Origin of the sequence: Pseudomonas sp. Pseusp97 (assembly GCF_047304025.1) — a bacterium.
Classification (GTDB): domain Bacteria; phylum Pseudomonadota; class Gammaproteobacteria; order Pseudomonadales; family Pseudomonadaceae; genus Pseudomonas.
The window spans coordinates 1-11,978 of record NZ_JBGLYK010000032.1 but is presented as its reverse complement, the minus strand read 5'-3'; the positions used below and the strand labels follow the sequence as shown (position 1 = coordinate 11,978).

The 11,978-nt window shown below is 65.2% G+C and carries 10 protein-coding genes; 6 read left to right on the top strand and 4 right to left on the bottom strand.

Features of this window, described 5'->3' with window-relative positions:
- Positions 1-41 precede the first annotated feature (41 nt).
- On the top strand, positions 42-974 hold the full coding sequence (gene arcC, locus ACCC94_RS08830) for a carbamate kinase (RefSeq protein WP_413348964.1): 933 nt from the start codon (positions 42-44) through the stop codon (positions 972-974).
- Between the two features lie 259 nt (positions 975-1,233).
- Positions 1,234-3,132 (top strand): beta-ketoacyl synthase, encoded by a 1,899-nt coding sequence (locus ACCC94_RS08825; protein ID WP_413348963.1) that lies wholly within the window; start codon positions 1,234-1,236, stop codon positions 3,130-3,132.
- 400 nt (positions 3,133-3,532) lie between these two features.
- On the opposite strand, the gene ACCC94_RS08820 is transcribed toward ACCC94_RS08825, so the two are convergent.
- The gene (locus tag ACCC94_RS08820; protein WP_413348991.1) at positions 3,533-4,357 is read right to left on the bottom strand and encodes an HDOD domain-containing protein; all 825 of its coding nucleotides are present in this window, start codon (positions 4,355-4,357) and stop codon (positions 3,533-3,535) included.
- A 268-nt stretch (positions 4,358-4,625) separates the two neighbouring features.
- Between ACCC94_RS08820 and ACCC94_RS08815 the strand changes: the two genes are divergently transcribed.
- A complete protein-coding gene (locus tag ACCC94_RS08815; protein WP_413348962.1) occupies positions 4,626-5,822 on the top strand; it encodes a class I SAM-dependent rRNA methyltransferase in 1,197 nt (398 codons plus the stop codon).
- A gap of 189 nt (positions 5,823-6,011) precedes the next feature.
- Here the strand turns inward: ACCC94_RS08815 and ACCC94_RS08810 are convergent, their stop codons facing one another.
- Positions 6,012-6,326, bottom strand: a complete 315-nt coding sequence (locus ACCC94_RS08810; protein WP_413348960.1) for a hypothetical protein — start codon at positions 6,324-6,326, stop codon at positions 6,012-6,014.
- A 374-nt stretch (positions 6,327-6,700) separates the two neighbouring features.
- Between ACCC94_RS08810 and ilvD the strand changes: the two genes are divergently transcribed.
- The gene (gene ilvD / locus ACCC94_RS08805; protein ID WP_413348959.1) at positions 6,701-8,539 is read left to right on the top strand and encodes a dihydroxy-acid dehydratase; all 1,839 of its coding nucleotides are present in this window, start codon (positions 6,701-6,703) and stop codon (positions 8,537-8,539) included.
- A gap of 56 nt (positions 8,540-8,595) precedes the next feature.
- Here the strand turns inward: ilvD and ACCC94_RS08800 are convergent, their stop codons facing one another.
- The gene (locus ACCC94_RS08800) at positions 8,596-9,039 is read right to left on the bottom strand and encodes a pilin (RefSeq protein WP_413348958.1); all 444 of its coding nucleotides are present in this window, start codon (positions 9,037-9,039) and stop codon (positions 8,596-8,598) included.
- 269 nt (positions 9,040-9,308) lie between these two features.
- On the opposite strand from ACCC94_RS08800, the gene ACCC94_RS08795 reads away from it, so the two are divergent.
- Together ACCC94_RS08795 and ACCC94_RS08790 are read left to right on the top strand one after the other, a co-directional pair.
- Positions 9,309-10,700, top strand: coding sequence for a uracil-xanthine permease family protein (locus ACCC94_RS08795; protein WP_413348956.1), 1,392 nt, complete (start codon positions 9,309-9,311; stop codon positions 10,698-10,700).
- 48 nt (positions 10,701-10,748) lie between these two features.
- Positions 10,749-11,216, top strand: coding sequence for a metallophosphoesterase family protein (locus ACCC94_RS08790; protein ID WP_413348954.1), 468 nt, complete (start codon positions 10,749-10,751; stop codon positions 11,214-11,216).
- Positions 11,217-11,517: 301 nt separating this feature from the next.
- On the opposite strand, the gene ACCC94_RS08785 is transcribed toward ACCC94_RS08790, so the two are convergent.
- Positions 11,518-11,978 (bottom strand): DUF3482 domain-containing protein (locus tag ACCC94_RS08785; protein WP_413348952.1); only part of this gene is annotated, 461 nt, incomplete at its 5' end.

Below are 11,978 nucleotides of genomic sequence, written 5' to 3'. Positions count from 1 at the left end.
CCGGTCCGGGGTGCGTTTCCACTCTTTCGGAGGAAATGAATATGCGTATCGTCGTCGCATTGGGCGGTAATGCCCTGCTGCGTCGTGGCGAGCCCATGACTGCCGACAACCAGCGCACCAACGTGCGGATCGCTGCCGAACAGATCGCCAAGGTTGCCCCGGGCAACGAACTGGTGATCGCCCACGGCAACGGCCCGCAGGTCGGCCTGCTGGCCCTGCAGGGCGCGGCCTACGAGAAGGTCAGCCCGTACCCGCTGGACGTTCTCGGCGCCGAGACCGAAGGCATGATCGGCTACATGATCGAACAGGAAATGGGCAACCTGCTGCCGTTCGAAGTACCGTTCGCCACCCTGCTCACCCAGGTCGAGGTCGACTCGAAAGACCCGGCCTTCCAGAACCCGACCAAACCCATCGGTCCGGTCTACTCCAAGGAAGAGGCTGAAGCCCTCGCCAAGGAAAAAGGCTGGAGCATCGCCCCGGACGGCGACAAGTTCCGCCGCGTCGTGGCCAGCCCGCGTCCGAAGCGCATCTTCGAGATTCGTCCGGTCAAGTGGCTGCTGGAGAAAGGCACCATCGTCATCTGCGCGGGCGGCGGCGGCATTCCGACCATGTACGACGAGTCGGGCAAGAAGCTCTCCGGTGTCGAAGCGGTGATCGACAAGGACCTGTGCTCCTCGCTGCTGGCCCAGGAACTGTCGGCTGACATCCTGATCATCGCCACCGACGTGGACGCGGCCTACATCGACTGGGGCAAGCCGACCCAGAAGGCCATCGCCCAGGCCCACCCGGACGAACTGGAACGCCTCGGCTTCGCTGCCGGCTCCATGGGTCCGAAGGTCATGGCCGCCATCGAGTTCGCCCGCAACACCGGCAAGGACGCGGTGATCGGCTCGCTGGAAAACATCGTCGCCATCACCGAAGGCAAGTCCGGTACTCGCGTCAGCACCCGGAAACCTGGCATCGAATACCGCTGAGTTTTTTGCCGCTGTCCGAAACGGGAGCCCTATGCGGCTCCCGTTTTCATTCATGAGCCCCTGCCAGATTTGCCCGGGAACTCGTCGCCTTCTTCCGACAAATCCTGGCGCGAGCGTGACTCGGCGGTCATCATCCTCGTCAGCTAAAGCATTCCGATTCATTTGAAGCCACCGCCTGGCTTTGTGCCACCGGGCTGCCCCTGCACGGGCCACCGTTGTCCGGCGCGCAAGATGCACTTGCTGAAGGAGTTTCCGAGAGATGTCTCGACTACCGGTCATCGTTGGTTTTGGTGGATATAACGCGGCTGGCCGCAGTTCCTTCCACCATGGGTTCCGCCGTACTGTCCTCGAATCCATGGAGCCCGCCGCCCGTCAGGAAACCCTCGCCGGCCTCGCGGTGATGATGAAGCTGGTCAAGGTCGTCGATGGCCAGTACCAGGACACCGAGGGCAACAGCCTCGATCTGGCGGCCATCGAGCAGCGCTTCGAGCAGCAGATTCGCCAGTCCACCCTGATTCGCCGCATCGAGCTGCAGTATCTCGACGTCGATGCCGCGCACTGCCACAAGAGCCTGACCGTCAGCGCCGCGGGCAGCCCGGTGACCTTCACCACCCTGCGCAAGCAACTGCCCGAGCCGCTTCCGGCCAACTGGTCGGTGGAAGAACTCGAAGGCGGCGAAGTCCGCGTCACCCTGCATGACGGCTGCGAATTCAAGGTCGACAGCTACCGCGCGCTGCCGGTGAAGTCCGCCGGCCAGTTGCCCACCGGCTTCGAGCCGAGCGAGCTGTACAACTCGCGCTTCCATCCGCGCGGCCTGCAGATGTCCGTGGTCGCCGCCACCGACGCGGTGCGCTCCACCGGCCTCGACTGGCAGACCATCTGCAACGCCGTGCAGCCTGACGAAATCGCCGTGTTCTCCAGCAGCATCATGAGCCAGCTGGACGAGAACGGCTTCGGCGGCCTGCTGCAGTCGCGCCTGCGCGGTCACCGCGTATCGGCCAAGCAACTGCCGCTGGGCTTCAACAGCATGCCCACCGACTTCATCAACGCCTACGTGCTGGGCAGCGTCGGCATGACCGGCAGCGTCACCGGCGCCTGCGCGACCTTCCTGTACAACCTGCAGAAGGGCATCGACGTCATCACCACCGGCCAGGCCCGCGTGGCCATCGTCGGCAACGCCGAGGCGCCGATCACCTCGGAGATCATCGAGGGCTACGCCGCCATGGGCGCGCTGGCCACCGAGGAAGGCCTGCGCCTCATCGAAGGCCGCGATGACGTCGATTTCCGTCGCGCCAGCCGGCCGTTCGGCGACAACTGCGGCTTCTCCCTGGCCGAATCCGCACAGTACGTGGTGCTGATGGACGACGCCTTGGCCCTGGAGCTGGGCGCCGACATCCACGGCTCGGTGCCGGACGTGTTCATCAACGCCGACGGCTTCAAGAAGTCGATCTCGGCGCCCGGCCCGGGCAACTACCTGACCATGGCCAAGGCCGTGGCCGCCGCCGCGCAGATCGTCGGCGAGAAGAGCGTGCGCCAACACAGCTTCGTCCACGCCCACGGCTCCAGCACGCCGGCCAACCGTGTCACCGAGTCGGAAATCCTCGACCGCGTCGCCACCGCCTTCGGTATCGAGGGCTGGCCGGTCACCGCGGTCAAGGCCTTCGTCGGTCACTCCCTGGCCACCGCCAGCGCCGACCAGCTGATCTCCGCCCTGGGCACCTTCCGCTACGGCGTCATCCCCGGCATTAAGACCGTGGACAAGTTCGCCGACGACGTCTTCAAGGATCACATCGCGCTCTCCAACAGCGATGTACGCCGCGACGACCTGGAAGTCTGCTTCATCAACTCCAAGGGCTTCGGCGGCAACAACGCCACCGGCGTTCTGCTGTCCCCGGCCATCACCGAGAAGATGCTGCGCAAGCGCCACGGCGATGCCGCCTTCGCCGACTACCAGGCGCGCCGCGAAGCCACCCGCGCTGCCGCCCGCCAGTACGACGAAGCCGCAACCCAGGGCCGCTTCGACATCATCTACAACTTCGGCAACGACATGATCGACGAGCAGGCCATCGAGATCAGCGACCAGGGCATCCAGGTCCCCGGCTTCAGCCAGACCATTGCCTACAAGAAGGACGAACGCTTCAGCGACATGCTCGACTGATCACCGACGTTGAACGAAAAAGCCGGGCAGATGCCCGGCTTTTTTATCTCTGCAGATGACCCGATCTTCGTAGGAGCGAGCTTGCTCGCGAACCGCTCAACACCAATTTCTCCGGTGACTCCTTTCGCGAGCAAGCTCGCTCCTACCGGGGTTCATCCTATACCTCGGTGGAGTTGGTCGACCTTCGCGGACAAGGTCCGCTCCTACCGTAGAGGCTCGTCGCCGCCCTCGTAGGAGCGGATCTTATCCGCGAAATCCATCGCGAAAACTCCCACCACCAGGAGTACCTATGCGGCGCTCAAGATAGAAGCGGCTTTATCTGCGAAGAGCCCGATACCCCACGGGCGGAAAGAAAGCGCTTCGCGAGCAAGCTCGCTCCTACGAAGAGCCCAGGCGACGGTCAGTACGTCCCCTGCCCCACACCCAATTCGAGAATGCTCGCCTTGAGGTTCTCGAAGTCGTACTCGCTGAGCCCGACATAATCCAGCACCACCGCGCGCACGCTCTCCCACTCGTGGTCCTCGTCCTGGTTGCCCAGCACGCGGTAGGAGCCGCAGATGTGCTCGGCCATCTTGAGGATCGCCAGCAGGTTCTTCAGCTGCGTATCGCGGCAGTTGTCCTCGCTGAAGATCGACAACGCGTTGTGGTGGTTGGCGATGGCCTCGCAGACGTGCTCCGGCAGGCGCCAGGAGCGCGCGGTGAAGTAGCCGACCACCGCATGGTTGGTGTTCAGCACGCGGTTCTCGGTGTCCACCACGCGGCGCTCGTCGCTGGCGCTGGCGTAGGCCTCCTCCAGCACCGCCATGTAGTGCGGGAAGCGCTTGAGCATCAGCGGGATGCCACAGTTGTGGAACAGCCCCAGCGCGTACGCCTCGTCCACCGACTCGTAGCCGATGCGCTTGGCCAGGGTCAGGCAACTCATGGCAACGTCCTGGGCGGTGTCCCAGAAGCGGTTGAGGGTGACGATGGTGGCGTCGCTCATCTCGCCCTTGATCGACTGGGCGTTGATCAGGTTGATCACCGAGCGGCTGCCCAGCAGGTTCACCGCGCGCTGGATCGAGGTGATGCGGTTGGCCAGGCCGAAGAACGGCGAGTTCACCAGCTTCAGCAGCGCGCCGGACAGTCCCGGGTCCTGACTGATCAGCTTGGCGATCGCCTTCAGGTCCGGGTTGGGCATGAACTGCTCCATCTGCAGGTCAACCATGATCTGCGGCTGCGGCGGCACGCTGATGCCCTGCAGGGCCTGACGGATCTGTTCGGCGGAAAGTTCTTGGGACATGGGGCGCGCTGGCGAAGTGGACGGGGGTGCACAGTTTACCCAGAGCCGAGGCGTCTGGAACTGCGGCTTTCGATCAAACCTGCATCGGCGGCGTGCGGTGAACCTTTAGGCGCGGTGCGCCTGCGCATCGCCAGCCGATCAAAAGCACCTGCGCCGCGCTCCGGCGGCACGCGCCGCTGCGCTATAATCCCGCTCTTTTTGCCGGAGCCTCCCCATGACCCTGCCCAGCCTGCGTCTGAAAGCCAACGCCGAGCGCCGCCTGCGCGCCGGCCACCTGTGGGTCTACAGCAACGAGGTGGACGTCGCCGCCACCCCGCTGAACGGATTCGGCGCCGGCGAGCAGGCGATCCTCGAAATGGCCAACGGCAAGCCGCTGGGCATCGTCGCGATGAGCCCCAACAACCTCATCTGCGCCCGCCTGATTTCCCGCGATACCAAGCACGTTCTCGACAAATCCCTGCTGGTTCACCGCCTGAACGTCGCCCTGAGCCTGCGCGACCGCCTGTTCGACAAGCCCTTCTACCGCCTGGTCTACGGCGACTCCGACCTGCTGCCGGGCCTGGTGGTGGACCGTTTCGGCGACGTGCTGGTCGTCCAGCTCGCCTCGGCAACCATGGAGAAGCACCGCGACGACGTCCTCGCCGCCCTGCTGCAGGTGCTCCAGCCCAGCGCCGTACTGTGGAAGAACGACTCCAGCGCCCGTGACGCCGAAGGCCTGGAGCGCTACGTCGCCAATGCCTATGGCGAAGTCCCGGAATGGGTTGCCCTGGAAGAGAACGGCGTGAAATTCGAAGCCCCGGTGCTGGCCGGCCAGAAGACCGGCTGGTTCTACGACCACCGCATGAACCGCGCCCGCCTGCAGCCCTACGTGCAGGGCAAGCGCGTGCTCGACCTGTTCAGCTACATCGGCGGCTGGGGCATCCAGGCGGCAGCCTTCGGTGCCAGCGAAGTGATGTGCGTCGATGCTTCCGGCTTTGCCCTGGACGGCGTCGAGCGCAACGCCACGCTGAACGGCCTCGCCGAGAAAGTGGCCTGCGTGGAAGGTGACGTGTTCGACGCCCTGCGCGAACTGAAGGCCGCCGACGAGCGTTTCGACGTGATCGTTGCCGACCCGCCCGCCTTCATCAAGCGCAAGAAGGACCTGAAGAACGGCGAGGCCGCCTACCGCCGCCTCAACGAACAGGCCATGCGCCTGCTATCCAAGGACGGCATCCTGGTCAGCGCCTCCTGTTCCATGCACCTGCCCGAGGACGACCTGCAGAACATCCTGCTGGGCAGCGCCCGCCACCTGGACCGCAACATCCAGCTGCTCGAGCGCGGCGGCCAGGGTCCGGACCACCCGGTCCACCTGGCGATCCCGGAAACCCGCTACATCAAGAGCCTGACCGTGCGCCTGCTGCCCAACGGCTGAGGCATCACGGCACAGCAGAAAACGGGGCGTTTGCGCGAGGGAGCGCCCCGTTTTTCATTGCAGCGGCAAATGGCTGAGGCCTCGCCCTTGTAGGGCGCATAAAGCGGAACGCTTTATCCGCCGCTTCGGCCGACATGGCGGATAACGCCTGGGGCGTTATGCGCCCTACGGTTTACCTTACGCTCGCCTTCACTTGATCGGCATCAGAGAGTCCGCCTCGCTGAGCACCGCCTTGCCGGTCTTGCGCTCGAACAGGCACAGCTCGCGACCCGGTTTGCCTTTCATGTGCTTCTGTCCATAGGTCCCGCCAATCATCAGCGCCGTATAGCCCACGCTGTCATCGAACAGCACCGGCGAGCCCAGCACCTTCTTGTTCTGCAGATGACTCAGCGCCAGGCAGGCTTCGCGCTGCTGCTTGTCCTGCGCTTGCCAGGCCTCATCGGACGAGGCGTGCACGCTGCCGGCGAAGAGCGCGGCGAGCAGGGCGATGCGGGTGACTTTCATGGGGTTGCTCCTTCAACGAACGGGACCGAAAAGCGGCTGGGGCCATTCTGACCACGCCGGGGCGGCGAAAGTCTATGCCTTGTGCCGACCGCCAGCCTTTCCCTCGTGGCTGGGGCCAGCGTAGAATCCGGGCATTCCTGCCATTTATCCCCCGGCGGGCCTGTGAGCCCCGGCCGAGCAGGCGGTGACCCCGCCACGCCCTGCGCCGACCTCGCCCATGCAAGGCCACCTGCTGTTTGCATCCGGTGCGTACCGCGCTCACGATACGACTTAGAGTCCGTTCAAGGTCTCGCCGGCCAGCCCTACCCGCTGCAAGCCGCCGCATAGAAGACCCGGATCGGCTCCCACCGTGACCTGATGCGCAGGAACCCGTCATGCCCGATTACCGCTCGAAAACCTCCACCCACGGCCGCAACATGGCCGGCGCCCGTGCCCTCTGGCGCGCCACCGGGATGAAGGACGAAGACTTCAAGAAGCCGATCATCGCCATCGCCAACTCCTTCACCCAGTTCGTGCCCGGCCACGTGCACCTGAAGGACCTGGGCCAACTGGTCGCCCGCGAGATCGAAAAACACGGCGGCGTGGCCAAGGAATTCAACACCATCGCCGTGGACGACGGCATCGCCATGGGCCATGACGGCATGCTCTATTCCCTGCCGTCGCGCGAGATCATCGCCGACTCCGTGGAATACATGGTCAACGCCCACTGCGCCGACGCCATCGTCTGCATCTCCAACTGCGACAAGATCACCCCCGGCATGCTGATGGCCGCCCTGCGCCTGAACATCCCGGTGGTGTTCGTCTCCGGCGGCCCGATGGAAGCCGGCAAGACCAAGCTGGCCAGCCACGGCCTGGACCTGGTCGACGCCATGGTGGTCGCCGCCGACGATTCCTGCTCCGACGAGAAGGTCGCCGAGTACGAGCGCAGCGCCTGCCCGACCTGCGGTTCCTGCTCCGGCATGTTCACCGCCAACTCGATGAACTGTCTGACCGAAGCCCTGGGGCTTTCCCTGCCGGGCAACGGTTCGACACTGGCCACCCACTCCGACCGCGAGCAGCTGTTCCTGCGCGCCGGCCGCCTGGCCGTCGAGCTGTGCCAGCGCTACTACGGCGAAGGCGACGAGTCCGTGCTGCCGCGCAACGTCGCCAGCTTCAAGGCGTTCGAGAACGCCATGACCCTGGACATCGCCATGGGCGGCTCGACCAACACCATCCTGCACCTGCTGGCCGCTGCCCAGGAGGCGGAGATCGCCTTTGACCTGCGCGACATCGATCGCCTGTCGCGCAAGGTGCCGCAGCTGTGCAAGGTCGCGCCGAACATCCAGAAGTACCACATGGAAGACGTGCACCGCGCCGGCGGCATCTTCTCCATCCTCGGCGAGCTGGCCCGTGGCGGCCTGCTGCACACCGACGTGCCGACCGTGCACAGCCCGAGCATGGCCGATGCCATCGCCCAGTGGGACATCACCCAGACCCGCGACGAGAAGGTCCACACCTTCTTCAAGGCCGGCCCGGCCGGCATCCCCACGCAAGTGGCCTTCAGCCAGAGCACCCGTTGGGACACTCTGGACGATGACCGCGCCGAAGGCTGCATCCGCAGCGTCGAGCACGCCTACTCCCAGGAAGGCGGCCTGGCCGTGCTGTACGGCAACATCGCCCTCGACGGCTGCGTGGTGAAGACCGCCGGCGTGGATGAGTCCATCCACGTGTTCGAAGGCCGCGCGAAGATCTTCGAGAGCCAGGACGGCGCCGTGAAGGGCATCCTCGCCGACGAAGTGAAGCCGGGCGATATCGTGATCATCCGCTACGAAGGCCCGAAAGGCGGCCCGGGCATGCAGGAAATGCTCTATCCGACCAGCTACCTGAAATCCAAGGGCCTGGGCAAGGCCTGCGCCCTGCTCACCGACGGCCGCTTCTCCGGCGGCACCTCGGGCCTGTCCATCGGCCACGCCTCGCCGGAAGCGGCCGCAGGCGGCGCCATCGGCCTGGTGCAGGACGGCGACAAGGTGCTGATCGACATCCCCAACCGCAGCATCAACCTGCTGGTGAGCGATGAAGAATTGGCCGCCCGCCGCGTCGAGCAGGACAAGAAGGGCTGGAAGCCGGCCCAGTCGCGCGCACGCAAGGTGAGCACTGCGCTCAAGGCCTACGCCCTGCTGGCCACCAGCGCCGACAAGGGCGCGGTACGCGACAAGGCACTGCTGGACGGTTGAGTCTGGCGGTGAGATGAAAAAGCCCGGCGGATGCCGGGCTTTTTATTGTGCCTAGATCAGGACTTGGCACATCCACCGGTGCCGGGCTTGATGCCCCGATCCTGGTTACAGATGGTGCCCGATACCTCCCAGATCAGGTTCGCCTTGGTGCCATCCTTGGGCTTCATTTCCAGCTCCAGCTCAACGCCATCGCTATCGGTCGCAGCAGTCTTGACCTTGATGGTTCCGTCCTTCACTGAGTAATCGCCCTTGATGTTGGTAGTCATATCGAAATCTTTCGGAATCCCGTAGGTGCCAGCGTCGCATCCCTTGGTCGAACCAACCTCAGCGACGCATAGCCCAACGGCTGTCTTCACGCTAGATATCTCGGCAATCGCCGCTGCCGCCTTCGACCGCGACGAGTAATCCGAGTACAGCGGCAAGGAAACCGAAGCCAGAATCCCGATGATCGCCACCACGATCATCAGCTCAATCAGGGTAAAACCTTGTTGTTTGCCCATCTGCGTGTTCCTCAGGATTGAGCCGGAAGCCCGAATGGCTCCGGATGCACTCCAGTGAAGCCACGCCAGCTGGCCGACACACTCAGACGTGTCCGCGCACCCTGTTGAAAATTCTGCAGTTTTTCCCAGGTCGAAAGCCTCCGGGGTACCGCCACACACTGGCGCCGTAGGAACTACGGCTTCCCCACTCATCCCGAGTTGCCTCATGGCACTGTGCGATCCCGCCTTGGGCCAGTAAAATCGCGCTCTTTTTTCCCGGACCGCCGCCCATGAGCTCCCTCGAGAACCCGTCCGCCGCCAAGGACCAGCCCGACCTGGTCTACGGCCTGGAAGACCGCCCTGCCCTGCCCATCGCGTGGCTTGCGGCGCTGCAGCACCTGCTGGCGATCATCGTGCCCATCGTCACCCCCGGCCTGCTGATCTGCCAGGCGCTGGGCGTGTCACCGCGCGATACCAACCTGATCGTGTCGATGTCGCTGGTGATCTCCGGCATCGCCACCTTCGTCCAGTGCAAGCGCTTCGGGCCGTTCGGCGCGGGCCTGTTGATCGTCCAGGGCACCAGCTTCAACTTCGTCGGCCCGCTGATCGCCGGCGGTGCGCTGATGGTGAAGAACGGCACCCCGGTGGAAGCGGTGATGGCGGCCATCTTCGGCGTGGTCATGGCCGGCTCCTTCGTGGAGATGGGCGTGTCGCGCATCCTGCCGTTCGTGAAGCGCCTGATCACCCCGCTGGTCACCGGCATCGTGGTGCTGATGATCGGCCTCACCCTGATCAAGGTCGGCCTGATCAGCATGGGCGGCGGCTTCTCCGCCATGGCCAACGGCACCTTCGCCAACGGCGAGAACCTGATGCTCTCGGGGCTGGTGCTGGCGATCATCGTCATCCTCAACCGCATCCCGGTGGTGTGGATGCGCAGCGGCGCCATCGTCATCGCCCTGGCTGTGGGCTACGCGCTGGCCGGCTACCTCGGCCGCCTGGACTTCACCGGCATGCACGAGGCGCCGGCCTTCCAGGTCCCGGTGCCGCTGCACTTCGGCCTGGGCTTCTCCTGGAGCCTGTTCATCCCGATGCTGGTGATCTACCTGGTGACCTCGCTGGAAGCCATCGGTGACGTCACCGCCACCAGCAAGATCTCCAAGCAGCCTGTGGAAGGACCGCTGTGGATGCAGCGAATCAAGGGCGGGGTGCTGGTGAACGGCGCCAACTCGCTGCTGGCCGGCCTGTTCAACACCTTCCCCAGCTCGGTGTTCGCGCAGAACAACGGCGTGATCCAGCTGACCGGCGTGGCCAGCCGCCATGTCGGCCTGTGGATCGCCGCCATGCTCATCGTGCTGGGCCTGTTCCCCAGCGTGGCCGGGGTGATCCAGGCCGTGCCCGAGCCGGTGCTCGGCGGCGCGGTGATGGTGATGTTCGGCGCAGTCGCCGCCTCCGGCATCAACATCCTCGCCGGCACACACCTGGACCGCCGCGCGCTGTTGATCATCGCCGTCAGCCTGGCGCTGGGCCTGGGCATTTCCCAAGTGCCGGAGTTCCTCGCGCACATGCCCCACGCGATCCGCAACGTGCTGGAATCCGGCGTCGCCACCGGCGGTATCTGCGCCCTGCTGCTCAACTGGTTCCTGCCCGAGTCCGACGCCGCCAGGGCCTCGCACAACGGCTGAATCGCCACGACGCCACCTTCGGGTGGCGTCGTCGTTTATGCTCCCTCCATGACCTCCTTCCTGCGCATCGGCGTCATCGCCGACACCCACGGCCTGCTGCGCCCCGAAGCGCTGGCGGCACTCAAAGGCTGCGACCATATCCTGCATCTGGGCGATGTCGGGCCCGCCTCACTGCTCGACCAGCTGCGCGAACTGGCGCCGCTGGACGTGGTGCGCGGCAACAACGACACCGACGACTGGGCCGCCGCGCTGCCGGAAACGCTGTTGCTGGAGCTGGGTGGGCTGCGCCTCTACCTGATCCACGACCTCAAGCAATTGGCCATCGATCCTGCGGCTGAAGGCATCGATATCGTGCTGGCGGGGCATTCGCACAAGCCGCTGAATGAGGTGCGCAATGGGGTGCTGTACCTGAATCCCGGCAGCGCCGGGCCGCGGCGGTTCAAGTTGCCGATTGCGTTGGCGGTCCTGACCCTGACTGGGGGCCATGCCGAAGTGGAAATGATCCAACTCGCCTGAAAGCATCGCGGACGGAGTCCGCTCCTACGCGGTCTTGGGCTTTCGTAGGAGCGGACTTCGTCCGCGATTGGCTTCGCGCCATGCTGACCTCACAGGCGCACGCCGTGCGCGCGATCACGCCTCCGCAGCATCGTAGGGCGCATAACGCGCCAGCGTTATCCGCGCACGTTCGCCGGCGGATAACCTGTTCCAGGTTATGCACCTACGGACGAAGAGCGTTCGCGAGCAAGCTCGCTCCTACAGGGTGTACACGGCTCTTCGTAGGAGCGAGCTTGCTCGCGAACCAGCCCCGGCTCGGTGTTCATGGTTCGAGCAGCTGAGCAGCCAACTGCGCCACCGCCTCCTGCCGCTCGGTCTTCTCGCTGCGCCGGCCGCCGTTGAGGCCGGACCACTCCGGATGCGCCCGTGCCTTGCGCAGGGCCTCGGGCAACTTGCCCTCGCGCCACTGCTTGTCTTCGGGCGATTGCACCTGGATCGCCTCCACCGCGGCATGCCCGCGCGTCTGCAGGGCTGCCAGCAGTTGCCGCTGCCGCAGCGCCAGCAGGCGCAGCACGCTATCGTCCACGGACAGCTCGCGGCTGCCCTTGAGCTTGCCCAGCAGGCGCTGGCCGTAATGCCCGACCGTCTGCCAGGCGCCGCCAGCGATGGCGCCCAGCGCGGTGCGCACGCTGAGCACGTCGTGGACGGCAGCGACTATCCACAGCAACTGTTTGACCAACAGCAGGTGTGCGATGTAGTCGGAGTAGTGCATTGGCGCGCGAT